The 25,002-nt window shown below is 63.3% G+C and carries 23 protein-coding genes; 12 read left to right on the top strand and 11 right to left on the bottom strand.

Annotated features, from left to right (window positions below):
• Positions 1-12: 12 nt before the first annotated feature.
• Positions 13-435, top strand: a complete 423-nt coding sequence (locus VFW72_RS04440) for an OsmC family protein (protein WP_329673066.1) — start codon at positions 13-15, stop codon at positions 433-435.
• Between the two features lie 15 nt (positions 436-450).
• On the opposite strand, the gene coq7 is transcribed toward VFW72_RS04440, so the two are convergent.
• The 6 genes from coq7 to VFW72_RS04410 form a co-directional block, all read right to left on the bottom strand.
• Positions 451-1,113: a 2-polyprenyl-3-methyl-6-methoxy-1,4-benzoquinone monooxygenase gene (coq7, locus tag VFW72_RS04435; RefSeq protein WP_329673065.1), complete on the bottom strand. Its 663-nt coding sequence runs from the start codon at positions 1,111-1,113 to the stop codon at positions 451-453.
• Positions 1,114-1,186: 73 nt separating this feature from the next.
• The gene (gene rodA, locus VFW72_RS04430) at positions 1,187-2,341 is read right to left on the bottom strand and encodes a rod shape-determining protein RodA (RefSeq protein ID WP_329673064.1); all 1,155 of its coding nucleotides are present in this window, start codon (positions 2,339-2,341) and stop codon (positions 1,187-1,189) included.
• Positions 2,338-4,521, bottom strand: coding sequence for a penicillin-binding protein 2 (gene mrdA / locus VFW72_RS04425; RefSeq protein ID WP_329673063.1), 2,184 nt, complete (start codon positions 4,519-4,521; stop codon positions 2,338-2,340). The genes rodA and mrdA overlap by 4 nt, the downstream gene beginning before the upstream one ends.
• Before the next feature lie 19 nt (positions 4,522-4,540).
• On the bottom strand, positions 4,541-5,056 hold the full coding sequence (gene mreD / locus VFW72_RS04420) for a rod shape-determining protein MreD (protein WP_329673062.1): 516 nt from the start codon (positions 5,054-5,056) through the stop codon (positions 4,541-4,543).
• On the bottom strand, positions 5,053-6,000 hold the full coding sequence (gene mreC, locus VFW72_RS04415; RefSeq protein ID WP_329673061.1) for a rod shape-determining protein MreC: 948 nt from the start codon (positions 5,998-6,000) through the stop codon (positions 5,053-5,055). Before mreC ends, mreD begins: the two co-directional genes overlap by 4 nt.
• Before the next feature lie 27 nt (positions 6,001-6,027).
• Complete coding sequence (locus tag VFW72_RS04410) at positions 6,028-7,071, bottom strand: rod shape-determining protein (RefSeq protein ID WP_329673060.1); 1,044 nt, start codon at positions 7,069-7,071, stop codon at positions 6,028-6,030.
• A gap of 319 nt (positions 7,072-7,390) precedes the next feature.
• On the opposite strand from VFW72_RS04410, the gene gatC reads away from it, so the two are divergent.
• From gatC to gatB, 3 genes are read left to right on the top strand one after another with little or no spacing between them, the layout of a single operon-like run.
• Positions 7,391-7,690, top strand: coding sequence for an Asp-tRNA(Asn)/Glu-tRNA(Gln) amidotransferase subunit GatC (gene gatC, locus VFW72_RS04405; RefSeq protein ID WP_329673059.1), 300 nt, complete (start codon positions 7,391-7,393; stop codon positions 7,688-7,690).
• Positions 7,691-7,698: 8 nt separating this feature from the next.
• Positions 7,699-9,195 (top strand): Asp-tRNA(Asn)/Glu-tRNA(Gln) amidotransferase subunit GatA, encoded by a 1,497-nt coding sequence (gatA, locus tag VFW72_RS04400; protein WP_329673058.1) that lies wholly within the window; start codon positions 7,699-7,701, stop codon positions 9,193-9,195.
• An 8-nt stretch (positions 9,196-9,203) separates the two neighbouring features.
• The gene (gene gatB / locus VFW72_RS04395) at positions 9,204-10,703 is read left to right on the top strand and encodes an Asp-tRNA(Asn)/Glu-tRNA(Gln) amidotransferase subunit GatB (protein ID WP_329673057.1); all 1,500 of its coding nucleotides are present in this window, start codon (positions 9,204-9,206) and stop codon (positions 10,701-10,703) included.
• Here the strand turns inward: gatB and VFW72_RS04390 are convergent.
• Together VFW72_RS04390 and pyrE are read right to left on the bottom strand one after the other, a co-directional pair.
• The gene (locus VFW72_RS04390) at positions 10,669-11,427 is read right to left on the bottom strand and encodes a DUF4124 domain-containing protein (protein ID WP_329673056.1); all 759 of its coding nucleotides are present in this window, start codon (positions 11,425-11,427) and stop codon (positions 10,669-10,671) included. The two genes, gatB and VFW72_RS04390, sit on opposite strands and share 35 nt — an antisense overlap.
• Positions 11,428-11,463: 36 nt before the next feature.
• Positions 11,464-12,141, bottom strand: coding sequence for an orotate phosphoribosyltransferase (gene pyrE, locus VFW72_RS04385; RefSeq protein ID WP_329673055.1), 678 nt, complete (start codon positions 12,139-12,141; stop codon positions 11,464-11,466).
• A 15-nt stretch (positions 12,142-12,156) separates the two neighbouring features.
• Here pyrE and VFW72_RS04380 point away from each other — a divergent pair, with 15 nt between their 5' ends.
• Both VFW72_RS04380 and VFW72_RS04375 read left to right on the top strand, forming a co-directional pair.
• Positions 12,157-12,969 (top strand): exodeoxyribonuclease III, encoded by an 813-nt coding sequence (locus tag VFW72_RS04380; RefSeq protein WP_329673054.1) that lies wholly within the window; start codon positions 12,157-12,159, stop codon positions 12,967-12,969.
• A 723-nt stretch (positions 12,970-13,692) separates the two neighbouring features.
• Positions 13,693-14,163: a hypothetical protein gene (locus tag VFW72_RS04375; RefSeq protein ID WP_329673053.1), complete on the top strand. Its 471-nt coding sequence runs from the start codon at positions 13,693-13,695 to the stop codon at positions 14,161-14,163.
• A gap of 60 nt (positions 14,164-14,223) precedes the next feature.
• On the opposite strand, the gene VFW72_RS04370 is transcribed toward VFW72_RS04375, so the two are convergent.
• Together VFW72_RS04370 and VFW72_RS04365 are read right to left on the bottom strand one after the other, a co-directional pair.
• Positions 14,224-16,503, bottom strand: coding sequence for a hypothetical protein (locus tag VFW72_RS04370; RefSeq protein ID WP_329673052.1), 2,280 nt, complete (start codon positions 16,501-16,503; stop codon positions 14,224-14,226).
• A 19-nt stretch (positions 16,504-16,522) separates the two neighbouring features.
• On the bottom strand, positions 16,523-16,693 hold the full coding sequence (locus VFW72_RS04365; RefSeq protein ID WP_329673051.1) for a hypothetical protein: 171 nt from the start codon (positions 16,691-16,693) through the stop codon (positions 16,523-16,525).
• Positions 16,694-16,894: 201 nt separating this feature from the next.
• Here VFW72_RS04365 and VFW72_RS04360 point away from each other — a divergent pair, with 201 nt between their 5' ends.
• The 6 genes from VFW72_RS04360 to ubiT are packed head-to-tail and all read left to right on the top strand — an operon-like array spanning position 16,895 to position 22,291.
• Entirely contained in the window at positions 16,895-17,896 is a 1,002-nt protein-coding gene (locus VFW72_RS04360; RefSeq protein WP_329673076.1) for an efflux RND transporter periplasmic adaptor subunit, read from the top strand.
• Positions 17,897-17,899: 3 nt separating this feature from the next.
• A complete protein-coding gene (locus tag VFW72_RS04355; protein ID WP_329673050.1) occupies positions 17,900-19,150 on the top strand; it encodes an ABC transporter permease in 1,251 nt (416 codons plus the stop codon).
• Positions 19,147-19,863 carry an ABC transporter ATP-binding protein gene (locus tag VFW72_RS04350; RefSeq protein ID WP_329673049.1) on the top strand — a complete coding sequence of 239 codons (717 nt, stop codon included), beginning with the start codon at positions 19,147-19,149 and terminating at the stop codon, positions 19,861-19,863. The genes VFW72_RS04355 and VFW72_RS04350 overlap by 4 nt, the downstream gene beginning before the upstream one ends.
• Positions 19,864-19,923: 60 nt before the next feature.
• Complete coding sequence (gene ubiU, locus VFW72_RS04345) at positions 19,924-20,940, top strand: ubiquinone anaerobic biosynthesis protein UbiU (RefSeq protein WP_329673048.1); 1,017 nt, start codon at positions 19,924-19,926, stop codon at positions 20,938-20,940.
• Positions 20,941-20,948: 8 nt separating this feature from the next.
• Positions 20,949-21,854, top strand: a complete 906-nt coding sequence (locus VFW72_RS04340) for a U32 family peptidase (RefSeq protein ID WP_329673047.1) — start codon at positions 20,949-20,951, stop codon at positions 21,852-21,854.
• Complete coding sequence (gene ubiT, locus VFW72_RS04335) at positions 21,851-22,291, top strand: ubiquinone anaerobic biosynthesis accessory factor UbiT (RefSeq protein WP_329673046.1); 441 nt, start codon at positions 21,851-21,853, stop codon at positions 22,289-22,291. Before VFW72_RS04340 ends, ubiT begins: the two co-directional genes overlap by 4 nt.
• A 21-nt stretch (positions 22,292-22,312) precedes the next feature.
• Here the strand turns inward: ubiT and VFW72_RS04330 are convergent, their stop codons facing one another.
• Positions 22,313-24,889 carry a cation-translocating P-type ATPase gene (locus VFW72_RS04330; protein ID WP_329673045.1) on the bottom strand — a complete coding sequence of 859 codons (2,577 nt, stop codon included), beginning with the start codon at positions 24,887-24,889 and terminating at the stop codon, positions 22,313-22,315.
• Positions 24,890-25,002 lie beyond the last annotated feature (113 nt).

Below are 25,002 nucleotides of genomic sequence, written 5' to 3'. Positions count from 1 at the left end.
CTGGAGACACGCATGGAATGCACCATCAACTGGCAACCGGCCTCGGGCATGGCCTTCATGGCTGAAACCGGCAGCGGCCACATCATCAACATGGACGGCGCCCCGGAAGGCGGCGGCCGCAACCTGGCGCCACGCCCCATGGAAACCGTGCTGGCAGGCACCGGCGGCTGCACGGCCTACGACGTGGTCCTGATCCTCAAGCGCGGACGCCATGATGTGCGCGGTTGCCAGGTCAAGCTCACAGCCGAGCGCGCCGACACCGACCCCAAGGTCTTCACCAAGATCAACATGCACTTCGTGGTCACCGGTGTGAACCTGACCGAAACCGCCGTACAACGCGCGATTCAGATGTCGCACGAGAAGTACTGTTCGGCTTCGATCATGATCGGCAAGACGGCCGAGATCACCACCAGCTTCGAGATCGTCGCTGCCTGATCGCCGCGACCAACGTCAGAGGTAGTGCGCCGTGGTCGTCATGACCTTGGCGGCCAGCTTCATCAAGCCCCGCACCGGCGCCGGCAGGGGCGCCCCGCCGGCCTTCAGGGCCGCATCGGCGTGCTCGATTTCGTCGTCGCGCATTTGCGCCACGATGGCGCGCGAGCGTTGGTCGCCCGCAGGCAGGCGGTCCATGTGGCTGTTGAGGTGGTCTTCCACCTGGCGCTCGGTTTCCACCACGAAGCCCAGGCTGACGCGGTCGCCCGCACGCGCGGCCAGCAAGCCAATGCCAAACGCGCCGGCATACCACAAGGGGTTGAGCAAGCTAGTACGCCCGCCCAGTTCGCGCAAGCGCTGTTCAGTCCAGGCCAGGTGATCGGTTTCTTCCCGGGCCGCGGCGTCAAACTGGGCTTTCAGCACAGGGTCTTTCGTGCCCCAGGCTTGCGAGGCATACAAGGCCTGCGCACACACCTCGCCCACGTGGTTGACCCGCATCAGCGCGGCAGCCGCCTTCTTCTCGGCGTCAGTCAGCTCCGCCCCCTCTTCCTTCGCTTGAGGACATGGGCGCGCCGCCGAATGCTCGGCCCAGACGGTGCGCACCGCCGTATCAAACGAGATCAACAGCCGATCGAGTGGGCTGTGTTCAATTCCGCGGGGGATGGTCGAGTGGGAGGACATGACGGAACCCTTCTTGTTCGGATGACGTTCAGGACAGCGGCAGCCGATCTTAGCGCCGCCACCTCCATGCCGACTAGCGCTGCATCAAACCTCGGCTGCGGGCAATCGACATGAGGATGCCCAGGGCCAGGCCCAGCGTGACCATGGCCGTGCCCCCATAGCTGATGAAAGGCAAAGGCACCCCCACCACAGGCAACATGCCACTGACCATGCCCATGTTGACGAAGGCATAGGTGAAGAAACTCAGCGAGAGGCTGCCGGCCAGCAGGCGCGAAAACAGCGTGGGGGCCTGAGAGGCGATGTACAGCCCCCGATAGATCAAGGCCAGGAACCCCACCATCAGCACCACACAGCCGATCAAACCGTGCTCTTCTGAGTAAGCCGCGAAGGCAAAGTCGGTGGTGCGTTCGGGAATGAACTCGAGGTGGGTTTGCGTGCCCTGCATGAAGCCCTTGCCCCACACGCCGCCCGAGCCAATGGCGATCATGCCCTGGATGATGTGAAAGCCTTTGCCCAGCGGGTCAGCCGCCGGATTGAGCAAGGTGCAGACGCGGTTCTTCTGGTAGTCGTGCAACCCGATCCATTTCACATCGGGCTGACACAGATCGGTCTGGTACACGACGATGAGGGTGATGCCAACCGCCCCGGCAATCAGAACCGGCAGGATCAGGCGCCAGCTGAGCCCGGCGAAGAAGATCACGTACAAGCCCGACGACAGGATGAGCATGGCTGTGCCGAGATCGGGCTGCTTGAGCACGAGTGCAGCCGGGATCATCAGCAAGGCGCCCGCCGCCGCAAAGTCGAGCGGACGCAGTTGCCCTTCACGTCGCTGGAACCACCACGCCAGCATCAAGGGCGTGGCGATCTTGAGGATTTCCGAAGGCTGGATGACCACGCCCACATTGAGCCAACGCGTGGCCCCTTTCTTGGTGATGCCAAACAAGGCTGTGGCCACGAGCAAGACCACCCCCACGGTGTACAGGGGAACTGCCAGGGCAATCAATCGCTGAGGCGGCACCTGAGCCACCAGGAACAGCAGGCCCGCGGCCAGCAGCATGTTGCGCGTCTGATCCACAAACCGCGTGCCATGGTCGAACCCCACCGAGTACATGTTGACCAAACCCAGCCCACACATGCACAGCACAATCAGAATCAAGGGCAGATCGAAGCCCTCAAAGACAGGCTTGAGCCGCTGCAACCAGGACGGTTTGTCGAGTGCCACCTTCATGGGGTCTCCCGAGATGCCGCGGGTCTGACCACAGCAGGAATGGATGCCGGAGCCGCCGGCATGCTGGGCTTGGGCGCAGCGGGAGGCGGCGCACTGCCCGCGGGTAGCGGCGCAGAGGCGGCGACCACCGGCACCGAGGCCGCCGAGGCGGCGCGCGGGGCAGCAACAGATGGAGGGCTGGCCAAAGCGGCATCGGCGGTCACGCCCGAAACGTCATCGCCGAAAGCATCCATGCCCCTGGGCAAAGGCACGTCAGCCACTCGCCGTGGGGTGCCAATCGGCGAGGTGGCCTTGCCCTGCTGAACGGCCAGGATGTCTTCCTCGCTGGGGTACAAACCCAGCAAGAGATAGTCCAGCACACGACGCGCAATGGGGGCCGCCGCCGCCGCACCGAAGCCGGCGTTTTCGACAATCACGGCCATGGCCACGCGTGGCTCGTCGAGCGGTGCAAAGGCCTCGTACAGTGAGTGGTCGCGGCGGTACTCGTCCATGCGCGACGCCACATATTTTTCGTTTTGCCGCAAGCCCACGGCCTGCGCGGTCCCTGTCTTGCCCCCGCTGGCGTAACCGGCCCCCATGAAGACACGAGTGCCCGTGCCCTGCTGGGTCACGCCGTACATCGCTTCGCGAATGAAGGCCGTGTGTTCAGGCTTGTAGGGCACAGGAGGCAGCGCCACCCGGTCGGTAGAGCGACGCTCGCGCGTCAGCACGTTCTCGATGTGGTTGACCAGTCGTGGCTCGAAGCGCTGCCCATTGGTCGCCACCGTGCCCAAAGCTGTCGCGATCTGCAGCATGGTGAAACTGTTGTAGCCCTGGCCAATGCCCAACGAAATGGTCTCGCCGGCGAACCACCTCTTCTGCTCGGGCCGGCGATAGGCTTTGCGCTTCCAATCGGTCGAAGGCAGGATCCCAGCAACCTCGCCTTTGAGGTCGATGCCGGTGAGACGACCGAAGCCCAAGGGCGCCATCTGATCATGAATCAAGTCGACACCGAGCTCATTGGCCAGCGAGTAGAAGTACACGTTACTGGACTCGACGATGGCGCGACGCATGTCCATGGCCCCACCGCGCTCGTTTTCGGGGCTGCGGAAGCGGTGTCCGCCAAACATGAACACCCCGTTGTCCATGATGATGGTACTGGGGTGGCGCTTGCCGGTGTTCAGTGCCGCCAGAGCCATGAACGGCTTGTAGGTCGACCCGGGCGGATAGGTGCCGCGCAGGGCCCGGTTCAACAGGGGCTTGTCAGCCGACTCATTGAGCTCTTTCCAGTTGTCGCTGTCGATGCCGTCGACAAACAAGTTGGGGTCGAACGTCGGCTTGGAGACAAAGGCCAGCACCTCGCCATTGCGCGGATCGATGGCCACCAGGGCGCCGCGCCGGTTGCCGTACAGGCGCTCAACCAAGGCTTGCAGCTTGATGTCGATCGACAGGTGCACCGTGTTACCAGGCGTGGCAGGGTTGGATCGCAAGCGCCGCACTGCCCGCCCCCCGGCGCTGGTTTCCACTTCTTCAAAGCCGGTGATGCCATGCAGCTCCGACTCATAGCTCTGCTCGATGCCCAGCTTGCCGATGTACTCGGTGCCACGGTAGTTGGCGTATTGCTCGTCGGGCCAGTCTTCCATGGCCTCGGCTTCTTTCTGGTTGATCCGTCCGATGTAGCCCAGCACATGGCTGGCCAGATCCCCATAGGGATAGTGGCGGAACAAGCGCGCCTGCACATCCACCCCTGGAAAACGGAAGCGCTGGGCGATGAAACGCGCCACCTCTTCGTCGCTCAGGCGCGTGCGAATGGGCACGGACTCGAAGCTCTTGGATTCTTCGCGCAAGCGCTTGAAGCGGCGACGGTCGCGGGGCTGGATGTCAACGATGTGCGACAAAGCTTCGATCGTGGCTTCGACATCGTCGACCTTGGAGGGGGTGATCTCGAGCGTGTAGGCCGAATAGTTGTTGGCCAGCACCACACCATTGCGGTCAACGATGAGACCTCGGTTGGGCACGATCGGCACCACCGAGATCCGGTTGTTTTCGGCTTGCGTGGCCAATTCGTCGTGGCGCACCACTTGCAGCACGACCAACCGGAACACCAGCAGCCCAAAGCAGAACAACACGAAGCCGGCGGCAGCCCACAACCGGGCGCGAAACAGCCCGAGTTCGCGTTCGAGGTTCTTGAGCTCAGTCATGCGCCACCTGCCGCCCGACTCAAAGCGGACGGTTCTTGTCCCGGTCAGGCGGACGACGCTGAGGGGCCAACAACACAAAGGTGGCCAGGGGCCACATGGCGGATTCGATCATCGGCGCCAGCACGATGGACCAACCGGGGAAACTGGCGCCCGACAGCATGCGCACCAGGATCGACACGGCATGCCCGGCCACGAACAGGGGCATGACCTGCAAGGCTTGAGACGTGGTCGTGAACCACAGCAAGCGCCGGTGAATGGTGATGGCAAAGAAACTCAGCAGTGTGTAGGCCAAGGCATGCTGACCCAACAGCGCCCCCTGATGCACATCCATGATGACGCCAAACAGGAATGCGCCACCAATGCCGACTCGGCGCGGCTGATGCACGTTCCAGAACACCACGGCCACAGCCAGCACATCGGGGACCCCAGGCCACCGCCCCCAGGGCAAGAGATTGAGACCGAACGCGAGCAGCAGCGACAACCAGATGAATACCGGGTTGGCGGGCATCAACAGCTCATTGCCACGCGGCATCATCGGTGGGCTCCTTTGCGCGGCGAGGATGCCGCAGATGCTGCGGAAGCGGCCGAGGCCGCCGCCACGCTGGCAGCCTCGGCACGCTCTGGCAAGTCGACCGACACGGGCTGCAACAACAGCACGTGATGCGGCTGATCCGGACGTGCCAGGGGCTTGAGGGTGATGCGAGCAAAAGCCGAATCGGCGCGACGATCCACCGCCACAATCTTGGCCACCGGCATGCCGGCGGGATAGACGCCATCCAGACCCGAGGTCTGGAGCAGGTCACCTACCTGCACATCGGAGTTGCTGGCCATGAAGCGCAACTCCATGGCATGACTCTGCGGCGCGCCGTAGGCCACCCCGCGCTGCTGCGAACGCGCATTGAGCACCGGCACGGCAGCGTCCTTGTCGGTCACGAGGGTGACCTCTGCGGTCAGGGGATAGACGCGAGTCACCTGGCCCAGCACGCCCGCATCGTCCAGCACCGGCGACCCAAGCACCACGCCTTGCGAACTGCCACGGTCAATGACGACCTTGCGCGTGAAGGGATCTTGTGCGTCGTAAAGCACTTCCGCCGCCAAGGTCTTGGTATCCAGGCGAGCACGCAGGTCCAGCAACCCACGCAAACGCGCGTTTTCCTGCTCCAGCTGTTCGGCGCGCATGATGCGCTCGGCCTGCGCCGTAACCAGGCGCTGCGCGGTGGTTTCGGCCGCCAGAGCAGCGTCCAGGCCGGCAAAGTAATGATTGAGGGACGCCCACCAACGCGAAGGTGTCAAGGCCGCTTCTTGCAGCGGTTGAAACACCGTGGCCACCACCGCTCGCAAGGGCTGAGTCACCTTCCAGCGTACATCGGCGACCATCAGGACCACCGCCAGCGCCGAATAGAACATCAGGCGCGTGAACGCAGACGGCCCTTGCTTGAAGAAGGGCGGCGGCGTGCGCTCGAGGGTGGACAACGGCATGGGAGAGTCAGCCCCTCAGCGGACGCCTTACTCGTTGGTGAAGATGCTGCCCAGGCGCTCCATGCGCTCCAGCGCCATGCCGCAACCACGCACCACGCAGGTCAGCGGGTCTTCGGCCACGTGCACAGGCAAACCGGTTTCTTCGGCCAGCAGGCGATCCAGGTCACGCAGCAAAGCGCCACCGCCCGTCAGCATCATGCCGCGCTCGGCGATGTCGGCACCCAGCTCGGGAGGCGTCTGCTCCAGGGCGTTCTTCACGGCCGAGACGATCTGATTGAGCGGGTCGGTCAGGGCTTCGAGGATCTCGTTGGAGGAGATGGTGAAGCTGCGAGGCACGCCTTCAGAGAGGTTGCGCCCCTTGACTTCCATTTCCTTGACTTCAGAGCCAGGGAAGGCGGAGCCAATTTCCTTCTTGATGGCTTCGGCGGTGGGCTCACCGATCAGCATGCCGTAGTTGCGGCGGATGTAGTTGATGATCGATTCGTCGAACTTGTCGCCACCGACGCGGACCGAGCCCTTGTAGACCATGCCGCCCAGCGAAATCACGCCCACTTCGGTGGTGCCACCCCCAATGTCCACCACCATCGAGCCCGATGCCTCGGACACGGGCAGACCGGCGCCAATCGCGGCGGCCATGGGCTCTTCGATCAGGTAGACCTCGGAGGCGCCGGCACCCAGAGCCGATTCGCGAATGGCGCGACGCTCGACCTGGGTAGAGCCGCAAGGCACGCAAATGATGATGCGGGGGCTGGGCTTCAGAACCGAGCGGGGATGCACCATCTTGATGAACTGCTTGAGCATCTGCTCAGTGACCGTGAAGTCGGCGATCACGCCGTCTTTCATGGGGCGAATGGCCTCGATGTTGCCCGGCACCTTGCCCAGCATGGCCTTGGCCTCGGCACCGACGGCCTGGATGGTCTTCTTGCCGTTGGGGCCGCCTTCATGGCGAATCGACACCACCGAGGGCTCGTCAAGGACGATGCCCTTGTCGCGCACGTAGATCAGGGTGTTGGCGGTACCCAGGTCGATGGCCAGATCGGTCGAAAAATATTTGCGAAACATAGAGTACATGCGCAGCTGCTCCAGAGAGGCCCGAACCTGCTGTCGGCACACGCGGAGCCGAGCTCACGCGCCACACCGTCATGTCTTCGATGCCCCAGGCATCGAACAGTTCCAGCCTCTGTGATTTGGACACGCAGAGCCGGGCTCAAAGCCCCCCTCTGCGCGGTGAAATGGGTGATCATCACAAGCCCCGTCTTCGTGGGACGCTTCCGGCTTGTGGATAACCTAGGATAATACCCCAAGGACCCGCCTTTTCAGAGGGTGACACAGGCAAACTGGCCAGCAAGTCGCCCCTGTCGCGCCCCGTTTTCAACCTTGGAAGAACCTCATGGCTCTGACCTCTCAAGACGTCAGCCGCATTGCGCAACTGGCTCGCCTCGAATTGAGCGATGCCGAGCAAGGCGACATGCTGACGCAACTGAACGAATTTTTCGCCATCGTCGAGAAGATGCGCGCCGTTGACACCTCGGGTGTCGAGCCCCTTTACACCCCGCTGTCGGCCATTGAAGACGTCACCCTGCGCCTGCGCGAAGACGCCGTGACCGAGACCAACCACCGCGAAGCCAATATGCGCAACGCCCCGGCACAAGACGAAGGTCTGTTCCTGGTGCCCAAGGTGATCGAGTGAGTGACACGATGACGACCGCATTCCATGACAAGACCCTGGCCGAACTGAGCCAGATGCTGGCCGCCGGCCAGACCACCAGCACCGAACTGACCCGCCATGCGCTGGCCCGTGTGCAAGCCCACGCCCACCTGGGCGCCTTCCTGCATGTGGACGAGGCCGGCGCGCTGGCCGAGGCTGCTGCGGCCGACCTGCGTCGCGCCAATGGTCAGACTTTCGGCCCGCTGGACGGCATCCCCGTGGCGCACAAGGACATCTTTGTGACGGTGGACCACCCCACCACGGCCGCCTCCAAGATGCTCAAGGGCTATATGAGCCCGTTTGACGCCACCGTGGTCGACAAGCTCAACAAGGCCGGCACCGTGAGCCTGGGCAAGTTGAACTGCGACGAATTCGCCATGGGTGGCGCCAACGAAAACTCGGCTTACCAGCCCGCCCGCAACCCCTGGGACACGAATCGCATTCCTGGCGGCTCCTCGGGTGGTTCGGCCGTCGCCGTGGCCGCGCGCCTGGTGCCCGGCGTGACCGGCACCGACACCGGCGGCTCGATTCGCCAACCCGCAGCGCTGACCGGCATCACCGGCATCAAGCCCACCTATGGCCGCTGCTCGCGCTACGGCATGATCGCCTTTGCTTCGTCGCTGGACCAGGCCGGCCCCATGGCCCGCACCGCCGAAGACTGCGCCCTGCTGCTGCAAGCCATGAGCGGTTTTGACGAGCGTGACGCCACCAGCGCGCAACAGCCGGTGCCCGACTTCGTGGCCGCACTGCGCACCCCACGTGCCGGCGCCACCGCCGAGCAACCCTTGACCGGTTTGCGCGTGGGTGTGCCCCAGGAATTCTTCGGCGAAGGCGTGAGCACCGATGTGGCCGCCGCCACCCGTGCCGCGCTGGATCAGCTGCAAAAGCTGGGCGCCACGCTGGTGGACATCAGCCTGCCCCGCACCGAGCTGTCGATTCCGGTGTACTACATCATCGCGCCGGCTGAAGCCTCGTCCAACCTGAGCCGCTTTGATGGCGTCAAGTTCGGTCATCGTGCTGCCAAATACAGCGATCTGAACGATATGTACCGCAAAACCCGCGCGGAAGGCTTCGGCCCCGAAGTCAAGCGCCGGATCATGATTGGTGCCTATGTGCTGTCGCATGGCTATTACGACGCCTACTACCTGCAAGCGCAAAAGCTGCGCCGCATGATTGCGGACGACTTCCAGGCGGCCTTCAAGGTCTGTGACGTGATCGCGGGCCCCGTGTCGCCCACCGTGGCCCGCGCGATTGGCTCGCAAAGCGATCCCGTGCAGGAATACCTGGCCGACATCTTCACCCTGCCCGCCTCGCTGGCCGGCCTGCCCGGCATGAGCCTGCCTTGCGGCTTTGGGGAACACGATTTGCCTGTGGGCCTGCAGTTGATCGGCAACTACTGGCAAGAAGCCCAGTTGCTGCACACCGCGCACGCCTTCCAGCAAGCAACCGACTGGCACCAACGCAAACCCGCCGCCATCCAGGCCTGAAGACACCCATGAGCAACCTTCAAACTTCCCTGCTGGTGCGCGGTTACGAGGTCGTGATCGGCATCGAAACCCACGTCCAGCTGTCCACCCAGTCCAAGATTTTTTCGGGTGCCTCGACCGAGTTCGGCGCCGCGCCCAACACCCAGGCCTGCCCCGTGGACATGGCCCTGCCCGGCACCCTGCCCGTGATGAACAAGGGCGCGGTGGAACGCGCCATCGCCTTCGGTCTGGCCGTGGGCGCCCATGTGGCCCCACGTTCGATCTTCGCGCGCAAGAACTATTTCTACCCCGACCTGCCCAAGGGCTACCAGATCAGCCAGTACGAAATCCCGGTCGTGCAAGGCGGCTCGGTCAGCTTCTTTGTGGGCGACAAAGAGCACACCGTCAAGCTAGTTCGCGCCCATTTGGAAGAAGATGCCGGCAAATCGCTGCACGAAGACTTCGCGGGCTTCAATGGCGAGAAATCGTCGGGCATTGACTTGAACCGCGCCGGCACCCCGCTGCTGGAAATCGTGACCGAGCCCGACATGCGCTGTAGCGCCGAGGCCGCCGAATACGCCCGCGCGCTGCATGCCTTGGTCGTGTGGCTGGGCATTTGCGACGGCAACATGCAGGAAGGCTCCTTCCGCTGCGACGTGAACGTGTCGGTGCGCAAGCCCGGCGCGCCCCTGGGCACTCGCCGCGAAATCAAGAACCTCAACAGCTTCAAGTTCCTGCAGCAGGCCACCGACTACGAAATCAACTGGCAGATTGACGAAATCGAAGACGGTCGCGCCATTCAGCAAGCGACGGTGCTGTTCAACCCTGACACGGGCGAGACCCGTGCCATGCGCACCAAGGAAGACGCACACGACTACCGCTACTTCCCCGACCCCGATCTGCCCCCGCTGACCATTGCGCCCGAGTGGATCGAACGCGTGAAGGGCGAAATGCCCGAACTGCCCCGTGTGATGGCCGAGCGCTTCCAGTCTGAATACGGACTGCCCGCGTACGACGCCACCATGATGACGCAGTCGAAAGCGTTTGGCGCCTTCTTTGAAGCCGCCGCGCAAACCTGCAAGCAACCCAAGCTGGTGTCCAACTGGCTGATGGGCGAAGTCTCACGCCGCCTGAACGCCCACGAGCAGAGCATCGACGACAGCCCCATCAGCGCCGACCTGCTGGCCGCGCTGATCACGCGCATTGCCGACGGCACCATCTCCAACAACGGCGCCAAGCAAGTGTTCGAGGTGCTGTGGTCTGAACAGGAAGAATCGGAAGCCTTGCCACCGCTGGCTCAGGTCGACGCTGTCATTGAAGCCAAGGGCCTCAAGCAGATGAGCGACACCGGCGAGCTGGAAAAGATTCTGGACGACATCCTGGCAGCCAATGCCAAGTCGGTAGAAGAGTTCCGTGCCGGCAAGGAAAAGGCCTTCAACGCCTTGGTGGGTCAGGCCATGAAGGCCACCAAGGGCAAGGCTAATCCGGCGACCGTCAACGAGCTTTTGAAGAAGAAGCTGGCCGGCTGAGGCCCGCATCGCCTCGGCGCGCGTCCGCTTCGGTCGCAGCCGAGGCGGCACTGGCTGCATCTGGCAGGGAGCCGGGAGGCGCCCCTGACCACAGCCTGCGCAAGCGCGCCAGTTCGGCGTCGTACAAGGCGTTGATGCGAACCATTTCGGCCTTCTGTGCCTGAATCACATCGCGCTGAGCCTGCTGAGCAGCCTCGTTGGCCTCCAACTTGGTGCGCAACTTGGGGGGCAGGGCCTTGCCTTTGTAGAACTCGGCATCCGCCTCCAGTGGCTTGCGTTCCGCCTGCAGATCGGCCACACGCATCTGAGACGTGCGAATGGCGTTTTCCAGATCGTCCAACGCCGCCTCGCGGGCCTTGTTGTGCGCCTGCTCGTTCGGGTAGCGCCCCATCAGATTGCGATCTCGCCGAATGGCGTCTTTTTGCGCCGCTTCGGCCAACTGCCGTTGATGCTCCCGCTCTTCAGCGGCAGCACGTTCGTCGGCGTTCATGCGTGGGGGCAGCACCTGACGTTGCGACCCATCGCGATTGAGCACGCGTTGCTCGCGGTCCAGACACTCTGGAATCGGGCGGTCAGAGGTATGCCGCTTGCCCGTCGCATCAACGCAGGTGTAGATGCCCACAGCCCAAGCCGACGCGGACAGGTTGAGCCCCACCATCAGCGCCAGCGTCGGCCCGAACCGGACGGCTGCTCTGGAGGGAAAATCAACCTGCTGGTGCTTCATAGGCTGGAACCTGACGAGGGATGAGGGGACACGGCGTCAGACGCCGTAACGTTGACGATAAGCCAGCACAGCCGGATAGCTGGCGCTGAGCGCCGGGTCCGCCTGCAATTGCAGATATTGCAACAAATCGGCCAAGGTCGCGATAGAAACAACCGGCAGTTTGTAATGCTGTTCCACTTGCTGCACGGCGCTTTCCTCCGCGTCCTGACCGTTGGCCGTCGCTTTTTCCTGGCGATCCAACGCGATGGCGACGCCCGCCGGTGTGGCCCCAGCCTTGACGATGAGGTCAATTGACTCACGCACCGAGGTGCCTGCGGAAATCACATCGTCGATGATCAGCACGCGCCCTTGCACCGGCGCGCCCACCAGGGTGCCGCCTTCGCCGTGGTCCTTGGCTTCCTTGCGGTTGTAGGCAAAGGGCTTGTTGTGGCCCAGGCGTGCCAGTTCGATGGAGACCGCCGCCGCCAGGGTGATGCCTTTGTACGCAGGGCCAAAGAGCATGTCGAACTGCAAACCGGATTCGATCAGCCGACGTGCATAGAATTCAGCCAGGCGGCCCAGCTTGGCGCCGTCATCGAACAGACCAGCGTTGAAGAAATACGGCGACAGGCGCCCAGCCTTGGTCTTGAATTCCCCAAACCGCAGCACCTTGGATTGCACGGCAAAGGCCACGAAGTCCTGAGCCAGGGAGTCTTGGGAAGGGGTGTTGCTCATGATGAATGGTGTCTTGTGTTTCGTCTTGTGTCTCTCAACCTGAACGGCATCCGCTCGGCGGCAACCAAAGGCCTGGTGCCCTGGGCTGAAAGTGTGTCAGCCGATTGTATGGGCGTGCAGGAGCTCAAGGTACACGCCGACGACATGCCGGCCCCCTTGAAATCATTTGCGGGCCTGAACGGGCACTTTCATCACGCCGAGAAAAAGGGCTACTCCGGCGTGGGCCTGTACACGCGGCATGAGCCCTCGGATGTGATCGTGGGCCTGGGAGCCAACGACCCCAGCGGCGAGTTCGACCCGGAGGGGCGCTATGTGGAAATGCGCTTTGACAAGCCCGGCCGCAAGCTGTCGATCATCAGCTGCTACTTTCCCAGCGGATCGAGTTCGGACGAGCGGCAGCAGGCCAAGTTCCGCTTCCTCGATGTGATCGAACCCCACTTGGCCCGCCTGCGGGGCGAGCGCGAGTTCATCCTGATCGGTGACGTGAACATTGCCCATCAGGAAGCCGACCTGAAGAACTGGAAGGGCAACCTGAAAAACAGCGGCTTTCTGCCCGAAGAGCGTGCCTGGATGACACGCCTGCTCAACCCAGCAGGCAACACGGCCCTGATCGATGTGTACCGCCGCCTGCACCCCGACACCACCGACGCTTGCTACACCTGGTGGAGCAACCGAGGCCAGGCCCGAGCCAAGAATGTGGGGTGGCGCATTGACTACCACCTGGCCACCCCCGCTCTGGCGGAAACCGCACGTGCAGCCAGCATCTACAAGGAGCAATGGTTCAGCGACCACGCGCCGCTGACCATCGACTACGACCTGACAATCTGAAGCCCATCAGGCACGCGAACAGGCCGAGCTTTTCGCCGCTATTCGGCCTATTGCGCTAGGGCCCGAACCCTTAAAGTAGACAGCTGTTGCCAAAACGTACCTCGTCACGGCAACAGGGCCCTCGCGCCCAGCGATTCCACGGCCTGATCCCGACCAATCGGACACCGATGGCGGAGTTCATTCAGGTTGGGTGCCCAAGCACCCCGATGCCGACCAGCCTTGTGGCTCGTCGGCATTTGTTTTTGGTGTCTTGGGCTCTGGCCTGGCGCAGGCAGACAGCGGGTTCGAGCCCGATTTTTTCGAGGATCACCGTCGCGCCCTTGCCCCTATGGTGTGGCCATGCACGCGAATCCTGGCCCCCAGCTCCCCATCTCCCGCCGCCCTCCTGGGCTGGCCTGGGTCGGGTCGCTGCTTGTGCATGCCACGGCCCTTGCCGCGCTGGTATGGGCCAGCCAACCGGCTACGCAAGCGCCTGGCCTCGGGCGCAGACTGGGCGCGCTGATGGTTCGCCTGGAAGCCATCACCGCACCGCATCCACAGGAACCCAATCGGGGCGACCACGATGCGGCTTCGCATCGGGACCAGAGCTCTCCGTCTCCCGCGCAACCTGCCAGACCCGCGCCCCCAAACCCGCACGCCACAGTCCCCGACGACTCAGCGCGCCCAGATCCCTCGCCGCCCCCTGGACCAGACCACGAAACCGGCGCGCCGAAGGCGGAGCCCTTGGCGACTCAGACATTGCCCCCTCCAGCCTCACCGCAAGCCCGCTGGGGTGGCCTGTTCACGCCACTCATCAGCCAACCGCTGGGCCGAGGCCGCTGGGGCGGCGGCATGGCACCGTCAGCACCCCCACCGCAACTGCAGGCCGCATTGCAGCAAGCACAGGCCATGCAGGTTCAACGGGCTGCCTTGATGCAACGCCTGCAATCGCTCGGCGCCTTGCTTCCCCAAACACCACTGGTGGGACGCTGCCAGGTTCAGATCATCCTGGGATCGGCCGACGGCCAGGCGTTGTGCGATGACGCCAACGATCTGAACAGAGTGCGCGCCATGCTGAACGACTTTCTGGCGCCAACACCCCTCCCCCGCTCCGATGCCCCCGACACCCTTCCAGCTGAAACCATCTGCCTGGACCTGCAGGGCCCCCTGATTCGCTGGACGCCCTGCGCCCCACCCGAACCTCAGAGCCCATGAAAAACGGCCCCGAAGGGCCGTTTCACATCTCACAGGCATGACATCCATGCCAATCTGACCTCATTGGATGAGACCGTCGATCACCGCTGGTTTCGTGCTGGCTGGGGTCGGCTCGGCACCAAGCTTGGTTCTGGGGTTCACATCAACCAAGCCACTGTTGGGCAAGCTCAAATTGCCTGCACCGGCCAGACTCACCCCCGATGCTTCCGAGCAATTGACCTTGCCCAGACGCATTTCGCGCTCGAGGTATTTGACGTAGTAGTTGTGACTGTCGTCGGAAACGACGGCCCCATCGACCATGTCAAAGGCAGGCACCCAACGAGTGCCAGGTCCGCAAGAAGTGACGACCTGGTTGGTATCGGGGTTCACGCAATGCCCGGGAATGCCTTGCAACTCACCAAAGCCATTGAACTGCAGTTGGACCTTGTTGCCATTGAACTTGGTCAGATCAGCTGCCGCACGCCCACGGATGTTGTTGCCAGCATCAGGGGCACCGTTGTTGAACACGGCGGCTGCCGTGAGCGACAGCGCCTTGGGGGGCGCAATCGTGATGCCATCGGCACCAAAGTACTTGTTCCATTGATTGGGGCCGGTTTCCCATTGATAGACGGTCTCGGCTTGATCAACCAGGTAAGGACAGTAATGGCTCCCACCCGCATTCGGCGTGCCGTTGGAGTCGCAGCGGATGCTGCTCAGATCGGCATCGGCCACCATCGAGCCGCTGTTCAGTCCGGTCTTATAGCCCCCCATATTGCTTTGTGCCAGGCCCGAGGCGTCGACCGCATGAGCGGCATCCAGCGCGCCGGAGTACACGAGACCACTGTGGAAGGTGTAGCCGTAGGTGGTGGCCGCCGGCCCCCAAGAAGGCGAGTCCTGGAAGGGCGATTGGTTGCCGGCCAAGGCGGTGCCCAATGCGGTTCCAGCCGTCGGGCACATGGTCACGCAGTTCAAGCTGATGTCTGCAGCCGAGGGCGATACGATGTCGCGGGTTCGATAAGCCACACCGGTGTCGTCGGCAAAACTCACGGATGGCACATCAATGGAGCCGGAGCCCCCGCCAGACGGGAAGAAGATTGGCAGCGACTTCACATACGAGGCAGACAGCGTTGCTGCATTCAAGGCAACAGGCGAAGACAGCACATGCGAGGTGCAGCCATTGCCACCGGAGCAGTCCTGGTAGGAAATGGCATTCAAGTTCGTGCCATCCCACTGCAGTTCGTAGTTCATGAAGGCTGGGCCCGACCCAATGGCCGTGTGAGACCAGTACATCATGGGCACATTCTTGAAGTCACTCAAGGAACCGGTGTGGCGAGTCAGGCGCCAAAGCTTGCCGCCTTTCTGGATAGGCGTGATGACCTGGTCCGATCCGCCGTTCTTGCGAGTCAACTGCCCCTGACCCAGCGCGATTTGCGACATGGCCGATTCAGGCAACCACAGGCCCCAGAAGCTCCAGAACCCGTAATAGGTATCGTTGCCATTCGTGTACTTCACCGAGAAGCCGGGGTTGTCCATTGTCAATCGGGAACCATCTTCCTGGTAGGTGCCGTAGCGCCAGGTCGAGGTCTCCCCGCGGTTCTTGTCACGCGCAAAGCAGACATCGGGGTTGCTGCCCTCCTGGCGACGGAAGTAGCCGCCGTCATAGGCGAACTTGTAGTCGTACGGAGTGGACTGCTCAATGCCGCTGATCTTGCCCATGCCGCTTTCAGTCGATGGGTTGTTCTGCAGGATCAGGCGCGTGGTGGAGGGGCCACCGTCTCCGTTTTCTTCCTGATAAAAGCTCAGACCGCTTTCAGTCGACTGCAGTGAGCCCTTGAACATGCAGGTGCCCGCCATGCCCTCTGGTTCACCGCAGAAGTACATCTTGAACAGGCCATTGGGGTGCGCCTCTGATTTGCCCTCGGTGGCCACTACGTAGGCATAAATGGTCGCCTTCACAGGGTTGCCATCGTGTTCTTCCTCACTGTGCAACCACGCCTTGATGACCAAGGGATCGGCTGTCGTGGCCTGAGAAGACTGGACCACAGCCGACAGATAGTTGGTGGCATTCGATGCGCCTGCGTTGGTGCTGCCCGACTTGCTGCTGTCACCGCGGCCCTGGCACTTGCCTTCGTCGATCAGCGCCACATAGGGGCCCTGGTTCACCATGGCGTCTCCGCGCATGCTGCCGATGATGCACATGATCATGTTGACCGTGCCGATGCGGTCACCCACGCGGTCTTGCACCCAGGTGTTTTGCTTGTCCGATACATAGGCCCCCGCAGTGGGCGCAGCGAAAGCCGTGTGGCTGACGGAAGCCGCCAGTAGGCTGAGGGCAAAGGGGATGCGTTGATAAGACTTCATGATGTCGTCGCCTCCCTACTCACTTGGCCGTGACCACTTCAACCGAAGTGGGCAGCGTGATGTTGGATGTGGTCACCGGCGTACCCGTCGCAGCTGTATCGCCACCACCGCCGCCGCCACAGGCAGACAAGGACACGACAGCGAACGTGGCCAGCACACAGCTGACCGCCTTGCGACACAGCGCAGACATTGAATAACGCATAGGGCCTCCGGGACCAGAAGATGAAACAAGGTGGGGGTACAGCAAGACACATTTCGGACACAAAAATGTCCGATTAAGTCGGACTTGGCCGAAAAGAACGGTCGTTCGTGATTTACTGGCGAAGGTCAAAGGACCTGCTCAAATCAGGGTCATACTTGGCACCAATTCGACAGAAATTGGGCCTTGAACGTGATCAAGAAATGGTGGATTGGCCTGCCGTTGGCGCTGGCGTGCGTGGGGGGGGGTACCTATCTGTGGGTGTCTCGCCCGCTTGAACTGCCCCTGACCCAGATCACCCGGGGGCCGGCCGTGGAAGCCGTGTATGCGGCGGGCTCGATCGAGCCCACGGTGACCTTGCCGGTGGCATCCAAGGTGATGGGCCGACTGACCGCGGTGCTCGCGCAGGAAGGCGATGCGGTTCGCAAAGGCCAGGTGCTGGCCAAGATGGAAGCCGGCGATCTGCAAAGCGCGGTCGATGAAGCGCAGGCGCGCGAACGTCTGGCGCAAGCCCAATTCGCCCGCACCAAGGAACTGGTGCAGCAACACTTTCTGGCGCCGGTCGAACTCGATCGCGTCCGATCCGATCTGGAGGCAGCACAAGCCAGTGTCAAGCGCACTCAAGCCTTGCGAGATGTGCTGACCCTCGTGGCGCCGGCAGACGGCACCGTTCTGCGCCGCGATGGCGAAGTCGGCCAGGTGCTGACGGCCGGACAGGTGCTGATGACCCTGTCGTGCTGCGCCCCACTGCGCGCCACGGTGGATGTGGACGAAGAAGACATTGGCCGAGTGCACAAGGGGCAAGCCGTGGTGCTGCGCGCCGACGCGTTGCCGGGCCGCACCCTCAAAGGTCAGGTGCAAGACATCACACCCAAGGGCGACCCGGTCTCGCGCAGCTACCGTGTGCGCATCCAGCTTGACAAGACCGAGGGCTTGATGGCGGGCATGACGGTGGAAGCCAACCTCATCGTCACCCAACGCGAACAAGCCTGGCTGATTCCCAGCACCGCGGTGCAGAAAGACACGGTCTGGGTGGTGCGAGAGGGCCGCGCCCAGAAACAAGCCGTTCGCATCGGCATTGCCGGCACCAGCAAGACCGAGATCCTGTCTGGCCTCAACCCTGACACGCCAGTCATTGTTCAACCGCCTGCCGACCTGAGCGAAGGGCGAGCTGTGCGCGGTCTGAAAAAGTAGCCCATGGGGATGAAGATTCAGCTCGATGTGGCCCTGGGCCACCTCACCCACCGCCGGCGGCAGACCTTGGTCTCACTGTCGGGGGTGGTGCTGGGTGTGGGCTTCTTTCTCGGGGTCTCGTCTTTGATGCGCGGCTCGGAGAAGGACTTTCTCAAGCGCATGGTCGACAACAGCCCGCACGTTACCGTGTCCGACGAGTACCGCAAGGCCCAGCCCCAACCCGCCTGGACGGCCTGGCCCGACGGAGCCGTGCTGACCCACCATGTGAAGCCGCCCAACGAGCCGCGCGGCATTCGGGGTCATCGCCAGATTCTGGAGTTCATCGAAGCCCAGGAAGGGGTACGGGCCGCGCCGGTGCTGCAAGGCACCGCGGTGCTGACGTTTTCCGGCAAGCAACAAGGTGTGACCCTGTCGGGGGTGATTCCGGCCAAGATGCGCCAGGTCACGACCATCGACGAAAAATTCATCAACGGCGACCTGGAGGCGCTGAACGCCACGCCCAATGGCATCGTCATCGGCCAAGGGCTGGCCGACAAGTTCAGCCTGCGCATGGGCAGCACCTTGAGTGTGCTGGCCCCCAGCGGTCAGAACCGGACCATGAAGGTCGTGGGCATTTTCCGCACCGGCAATGCCAGCTACGACGAGGGGCAGACCTTCATGATGCTCAAACGCGCACAGGGCTTGCTGGACAAGCCCAACCGCGTGAACCGCATCATCGTGCAGATGGCAGACCCCTACGCTGCGAAAGATCTGGGGCACCTGCTAGAAGACCGCTTTTCGTACAAGTCCGTGTCCTGGATCGAAGCCTCGGAAGACATCCTGAGCCTGCTGCTGGTGCGCAACACGATCATGTACAGCGTGGTGTCGGCCATTTTGCTGGTGGCCTCGTTCGGTATCTACAACACGATTTCCACCATCGTGATGGAAAAGACCAAGGACATCGCCATCCTCAAATCGATGGGCTTTCATGCGCGCGACATCCGCATGATCTTCCTGTTTGAAGGCCTGATCGTGGGCGTGATCGGCAGCACCCTGGGCCTGCTGATGGGCGCAGGCCTCATTGCCGGGCTGGCTCAACTCGAAATCAAGGCCCCCGGCATGACCGAAAAGGTTCACCTGCCCGTATGGTGGGGCGCCGAGCAATTTGCCCTGGCGGCGCTGTTTGCCATGGGCTCATGCGTACTGGCCGCCTACCTGCCCGCCCGCAAGGCCGGTCGCGTGCAGCCCGTTGACATCCTGCGGGGGGCCACATGAACGCACCTGATCCGCGCACTGAGGCCCGCTCCGTTTTGCGCGCCGAGTCCCTGGTGCGGCGCATTCCCGGCGAGGTGCCCACCACCCTGATCAACGGCGTGTCACTCGACATTGCGCGTGGCGAGTTCGTCTGCATCATGGGCCCCTCGGGTTCCGGCAAATCGTCGCTGCTCTACATGCTCGGGCTGCTCGATTTGCCCGACGAAGGGCGCATCGTGCTGGATGGCGAAGACACCACCCGCTACAACGAAGACCAGTTGTCTGACCGTCGCCTGGCCAAGCTGGGCTTCGTCTTTCAGTTCCACTTCCTGCTGGCCGAGTTCCGGGTGATCGACAACGTGACCCTGCCCATGCGCAAGCTGGGCCAATTGAACGACGATGCCGCCCGCGCCCGGGCACTGGACCTGCTCGACCACCTGGGCGTGAAACAGCAGGCCGACAAATTCCCCAGCCAGCTGTCGGGCGGACAGCGCCAACGCGTGGCCATTGCCCGCGCTCTGGCCAACGACCCGCTGGTGATCCTGGCCGACGAACCCACCGGCAACCTGGACTCGGCCTCGAGCCAGAACGTGCGGGCCATGCTGCAAAGCCTCACCCGCGACATGGGCAAGACCGTGGTGGCCGTGACGCACGACGGCGGCTTCGCGTCCGGGGCCGATCGACGCATCGGCATTGTCGACGGTCAAATCAACAACGCGTGGCGCCCGAGCTGATCGGGCAACTTGACCAAAGACAAGGCATTTTTCGGCGCGCAGCGCACACTGGCGCCCATCATGTCTATCCCCTCCCACTCGATGGAGCTGGTTGCTCCAGCCGGGAGCTTGGCTGCGCTCAAAGCGGCCTTGTCTGCCGGTGCCGACGCGGTTTACGTCGGCCTCAAGAATGGCACCAACGCGCGCAACTTCGCGGGCTTGAACTTCGACACCGGCAGCTTGCGCCAAGGCATTGAGTTGGCGCACAGCCTGCAACGCAAGGTGCTGTTTGCCATCAACACCTATCCACAACCGGGCCGCACGGCCGAATGGCGCGCCGCCATTGACCAGGCCGTCTTGTTGGGGGCCGACGCCGTCATCCTGGCCGATCCTGGATTGCTGCGTTATGCGCGCGACCGCTACCCTGATTTGCGCCTGCACTTGTCGGTGCAAGGCTCGGCTACCCATGCCGACTCCATTGCGCTGATGCACGAACAATTCGGCATTCAGCGTGTGGTGCTCCCCCGCGTGTTGACCTTGCGCGAAATTGCCCGCCTGATCGAAACCAGCCCTGTTGAAATCGAGGTATTCGGCTTTGGCAGCTTGTGCGTGATGGCCGAAGGCCGCTGCCTGCTGTCGTCTTACGCCACGGGCGATTCGCCCAACAACAAGGGCGTGTGCTCGCCAGCCCATGCGGTGCGCTGGGAAGAAAAAGGCCAGACGCTAGAGGCCCGCCTGGGCGGGGTCATGATCGACCGCTACGGCCCAGGCGAAAACGCCGCCTACCCCACCCTGTGCAAAGGCCGCTTTGAAGTCGAAGGCGAGCGTGACCACGCGCTGGAAGAACCCACCAGCCTGAACGCCATTGGGCTGCTGCCGCAACTGGTGGAAATGGGCGTGGCCGCGCTGAAGATCGAAGGCCGCCAACGCAGCCCGGCTTATGTCTCGCAAGTGGTGCAAGTGTTGCGCGCTGCCGTCGATGCAGCCTGTGGCAACCCCCACCGCTACAGCGTTCGACCCGAATGGCAGTCGCGCCTGGCCGCGCAGGCCGAAGGCGCCCAAGTGACGCAAGGTGCCTATGAGCGCCCCTGGAAGTGAGCCGCGCCATGAACCATCCTGATTTTCAGATTGCCGTCGGCCCCTTGCTGTACTACTGGCCCCGCGCCGACGTGCTGGCCTTTTATGCGCAGGTGGCCGACAGCCCGGCTGACATCGTCTACCTGGGCGAAACCGTGTGCAGTCGCCGCCACGAGTTGCGCCTGCCCGATTGGCACGAGTTGGCAGCCATGCTGCGCGCCGCCGGCAAAGAGGTGGTGCTGTCCACCCAGACCTTGATTGATGTGGAAACCGACGCCCACACCATGCGCCGCCTCACCGGGCAGGCCGATTACCTGGTGGAAGCCGGCGACCTGGGTGCCATTCGCTCGATGAAGGGGCGCCCCTTTGTGGCGGGGCCCCACCTCAATGCCTACCATGCCGACACCGTGAACTGGCTGGGCAGCTTGGGCGCGACCCGTTGGGTACTGCCTTTCGAGCTCAGTGCAGACGACATGAAGGCGCTCATCACCAGCGCCGGAGAAGATCGCCCTGATGCCGAGGTGCTGGTGTGGGGCAGGCTGCCGCTGGCGTTCTCGGCTCGTTGCTTCACCGCACGCCACTACTGCCTGAAAAAGGACGACTGCGGCTTCCGCTGCATTGAACACCCGGATGGCCTGGCCTTGAATTCGCAGGAAGGCGAGCGCTTCCTCACCATCAACGGCATCCAGACCCAATCGGCTGCGCTGCACGATCTGATTGACCACACCCAGGATCTGGTTGACATGGGGGTGAAGGTGTTGCGTGTGAGCCCGCAATCGCGTGGCACGCTCGAAGCGGTGACGAAGCTGGATCGCATCCGCCAGGGGGGCGAAGTTGACTCGGCCATTCCCCTGCCCCCCAATATGAGTCGCTGCAACGGCTACTGGCAAGGCCAGGCCGGCATGAAATGGTCCGAACCGGTGGCCCAACCATGACGTCTGAACGCTCCCCTTTGGCCATTCCCGCATTCGTTCAAAAGCTGGGGCGGCTGGTGCCCCCTGGCGTCGCCGCGGTTCCATTGGCAGCGGGCTGGCGCATCGCCGAATGGCTGCAAGCCTTGCCCATTCCCGACGAGCTACAGGGCCGACTGTTTGAAATCACGGTGCGCGACCTGGGCTTGTCGCTGCGCTTCACCTGCCGGGGTTCGCACCTGCACCCGGTATGGAGCGGCACACCAGAACTGAAGCTGGCCGCCAGCCTGGGTGACTTCATGCGCATGGCCGCCGGCGACATCGATGCCGACACCCTGTTCTTCCAGCGCCGCCTGTCGATTGAAGGCGATACCGAACTGGGCCTGGTCGTGAAGAATTGGCTGGATGCGGTCGAGCGCCCGCCCCGGCTGGTGGCCTTGCTACACGCGCTGATTCAGTGAGCCACTGAATCAAGCCGATGGTTAATCGGATTGCGCCGAGCGCCTCACTCGGTTTGCACCCCACTTGCCCAACTCCAGGGCCACCCACACACCCAGCCCCATGGCCAGGCAAGCCCCCAGCGTGGCCGCAGGCAGCGGCACGAATCGGAACAACTCGGTGGCTGGTGCCCAATGCAGCACCACCGCGAGCAAAGTCGAGGTGGCAGCCAGCATGACCCAGAACGCCCGATTCGGTCGCAACACCGTCGCCAGCATGTTGCTGCCTTGCGAGCGATTGCCCAGAATCAACCCGATGTTGCATGCCACCAGCGCCACAAAGCTGGCCGTGCGCGCCTCGGCTTCGGTAGCCTGAGTGGCCAGCAAGGCGGCATAGAAGCAGGCCACGACGGTCAGGATCAACACCCCCTGCGCGACACTGCCCATCAACAGACCTCGTGACAGCAAGGGAGTACCGGGCTTGTGGGGGCGACGCTGCATGACACGCGGTTCAGCCGCCTCGGCCTCGAACACGATGGAACACACCGGATCAATGATGAGCTCCAGAAAGGCAATGTGCACCGGCGAGAACAGCAAGGGCCAGCCCATCAGCAAAGGCAGGATCGACAGGCCGGCAATGGGCACATGCACCGCCAGCACAAAAGCCATGGCCTTACGGAGGTTGTCGTCAATGCGGCGCCCTTGCGCCACGGCGCGCGCAATCGACTGAAAGTCGTCATCGAGCAGCACGATGGCCGAGGCCTCGCGGGCCACATCGGTGCCACGCCCACCCATGGCCACACCGATGTCGGCCGCCTTCAATGAAGGGGCATCGTTCACGCCATCGCCGGTCATCGCCACCACTTCGCCTTGCGCCTGCAAGGCCCGCACGATGCGCAGCTTCTGATCGGGCATGACCCGCGCGAAGACGCACACCTCGCGCACACGCTGCTGCAAGGCCGCTTCATCGAGCGTGTGCAGTTCATCGCCCCGCAGCACCCCCCCACGGGTGTCAATGCCGGCCTGCTGGGCAATGGCCAGGGCCGTGACGGGGTAGTCGCCCGTGATCATGGCCACGCGAATGCCGGCTTCACGACAGGTACGCACGGCATCCGGCACGGTTTCGCGCAGAGGATCGACCAGCCCGACCAAGCCGAGAAACTCGAAGTCAAAGTCGTGCTGCACATCGGGCCAGGCCTCGCCTGGCCCATGCTCCACCGCCCCTTGTGAGCGGGCCACCGCCAGCACCCGCATGCCCTGCGCAGCCAAGGCCTCGACCTGGGTTCGCCAGGGCGCGCAGTCGGCATCCGACAAATGGCACAGATCCATCACCGCCTCGGGGGCACCTTTGGCCGCGATCACATGGCGCACGCCGCCGGGTTCATGCCACACATGCGACATGGCCAGCAACTCCGGACGCAAGGGATAAGCGCGAGCCAACTCCCAGTCGGGGTGCAGGTGCACTTGCTCTGGCCCCACCAGATGGTGGGAGGCCGCATCCCAGAAGGCCTTCTCCATGGGATCGAATGGGTCACGCTGACAGGCCAGCAGGCCGCACTCCAGCAAGGGGTGAAAGGCCTCGGGCAAACTCGCCTGGCCGCGCTGCCACTGGCCTTGCGCCACCACCATGTGCGCAAGGGTCATGTTGTTTTGCGTGAGTGTGCCCGTCTTGTCGGTGCATAGCACAGTGGCCGTTCCCAGCGCCTCGATGGCGGTGGAACGGCGTACCAGCACACGGTGCTGCGCCATGCGCCAGGCTCCCATGGCCATGAACACACTCATGATCAAAGGAAACTCCTGCGGCAGCAGCGACATGGCCAACGTGATGCCGGCCAGCACCGCATCGAGCCAGCCCCCACGTTGCCAGCCATACAAGGCGGTCACCGCCAGGCTCAACACCACGCCGGCAATGGCAAAGCCTCGCACCCAGGCGCGCGTTTGCTGCTGCAACCGGGTGACGGCCGGATCGACTTGCGCCAGCGCCGCACCAATGCGCCCCATCTGGCTGCGCGGCCCCGTGGCAATGACTTCGGCCGTGCCTCGGCCTCTGACCACCAGCGTGCCGGCAAAGACCCACGGCAGATCGTCTCCGCCCGGTGCAATGGCTTGCGCGTTGACCGCAGGCCGAACGCCATCGACCTTGCGAACAGGCACCGACTCTCCGGTGAGCAGGGACTCGTCGGTTTGCAGATCATGGGCTTCGATCAAATGCGCGTCAGCGGGGACCCGGTCGCCCTCGCTGATCAACAGAATGTCACCCTCGACCACCTCGCGCCCGGCAATGCGCTTGGCCGCGCCATCGCGAATGACCAGCGCACGGGGGCTGCTGAGATCGCGCAAGGCTTCGAGCACCCGCTCGGTTCGGCTGGCCTGCACCAGACTGATGGCCACTGTGATGAGCACAAAGGCCAGCAACATGGCCGCCTCCCCCAGATCACCCAGCGCCACATAGATGAGCCCTGCCCCGATGAGCAACTGGAACATGGGCTCGGACAGGGTGTCTTTCAGCAAACCCCACAAGGACCGGCTTTCCGGGCGCTGCAGTTCATTGGGGCCGTGCTCGCGCAAGCGGCGTGCCGCTTCGGCTTCAGTCAATCCGGTCTGATGCAAGGGATCTGTCATGGCTTTCCATTGTCACACCGCAAGATGTCAGGCATGCCTGACAAGCTCGTTCGCGAGCTGTTACACCTTGACCTGAATCGTTGACAACCGATTGGACCGATGCTGCGTTCAGG

The organism is Aquabacterium sp. (assembly GCF_036273115.1).
GTDB lineage: Bacteria > Pseudomonadota > Gammaproteobacteria > Burkholderiales > Burkholderiaceae_C > Aquabacterium.
Note: the sequence above shows the minus strand (reverse complement) of the source record. Positions and strands in the feature narration are given on the sequence as shown.

Bases quoted from the DNA above. Each gene is read 5' to 3' on its own strand.
- VFW72_RS04370 (WP_329673052.1), bottom strand. From the start codon at position 16,503: ATGAAGTCTTATCAACGCATCCCCTTTGCCCTCAGCCTACTGGCGGCT.
- VFW72_RS04410 (WP_329673060.1), bottom strand. From the start codon at position 7,071: ATGTACTCTATGTTTCGCAAATATTTTTCGACCGATCTGGCCATCGAC.
- mrdA (WP_329673063.1), bottom strand. From the start codon at position 4,521: ATGACTGAGCTCAAGAACCTCGAACGCGAACTCGGGCTGTTTCGCGCC.
- VFW72_RS04390 (WP_329673056.1), bottom strand. From the start codon at position 11,427: ATGAAGCACCAGCAGGTTGATTTTCCCTCCAGAGCAGCCGTCCGGTTC.
- VFW72_RS04355 (WP_329673050.1), top strand. From the start codon at position 17,900: ATGGGGATGAAGATTCAGCTCGATGTGGCCCTGGGCCACCTCACCCAC.
- gatB (WP_329673057.1), top strand. From the start codon at position 9,204: ATGAGCAACCTTCAAACTTCCCTGCTGGTGCGCGGTTACGAGGTCGTG.
- pyrE (WP_329673055.1), bottom strand. From the start codon at position 12,141: ATGAGCAACACCCCTTCCCAAGACTCCCTGGCTCAGGACTTCGTGGCC.
- VFW72_RS04350 (WP_329673049.1), top strand. From the start codon at position 19,147: ATGAACGCACCTGATCCGCGCACTGAGGCCCGCTCCGTTTTGCGCGCC.
- ubiU (WP_329673048.1), top strand. From the start codon at position 19,924: ATGTCTATCCCCTCCCACTCGATGGAGCTGGTTGCTCCAGCCGGGAGC.
- VFW72_RS04330 (WP_329673045.1), bottom strand. From the start codon at position 24,889: ATGACAGATCCCTTGCATCAGACCGGATTGACTGAAGCCGAAGCGGCA.
- rodA (WP_329673064.1), bottom strand. From the start codon at position 2,341: ATGAAGGTGGCACTCGACAAACCGTCCTGGTTGCAGCGGCTCAAGCCT.
- mreC (WP_329673061.1), bottom strand. From the start codon at position 6,000: ATGCCGTTGTCCACCCTCGAGCGCACGCCGCCGCCCTTCTTCAAGCAA.
- mreD (WP_329673062.1), bottom strand. From the start codon at position 5,056: ATGATGCCGCGTGGCAATGAGCTGTTGATGCCCGCCAACCCGGTATTC.
- ubiT (WP_329673046.1), top strand. From the start codon at position 21,851: ATGACGTCTGAACGCTCCCCTTTGGCCATTCCCGCATTCGTTCAAAAG.
- VFW72_RS04440 (WP_329673066.1), top strand. From the start codon at position 13: ATGGAATGCACCATCAACTGGCAACCGGCCTCGGGCATGGCCTTCATG.
- VFW72_RS04365 (WP_329673051.1), bottom strand. From the start codon at position 16,693: ATGTCTGCGCTGTGTCGCAAGGCGGTCAGCTGTGTGCTGGCCACGTTC.
- VFW72_RS04340 (WP_329673047.1), top strand. From the start codon at position 20,949: ATGAACCATCCTGATTTTCAGATTGCCGTCGGCCCCTTGCTGTACTAC.
- gatA (WP_329673058.1), top strand. From the start codon at position 7,699: ATGACGACCGCATTCCATGACAAGACCCTGGCCGAACTGAGCCAGATG.
- gatC (WP_329673059.1), top strand. From the start codon at position 7,391: ATGGCTCTGACCTCTCAAGACGTCAGCCGCATTGCGCAACTGGCTCGC.
- coq7 (WP_329673065.1), bottom strand. From the start codon at position 1,113: ATGTCCTCCCACTCGACCATCCCCCGCGGAATTGAACACAGCCCACTC.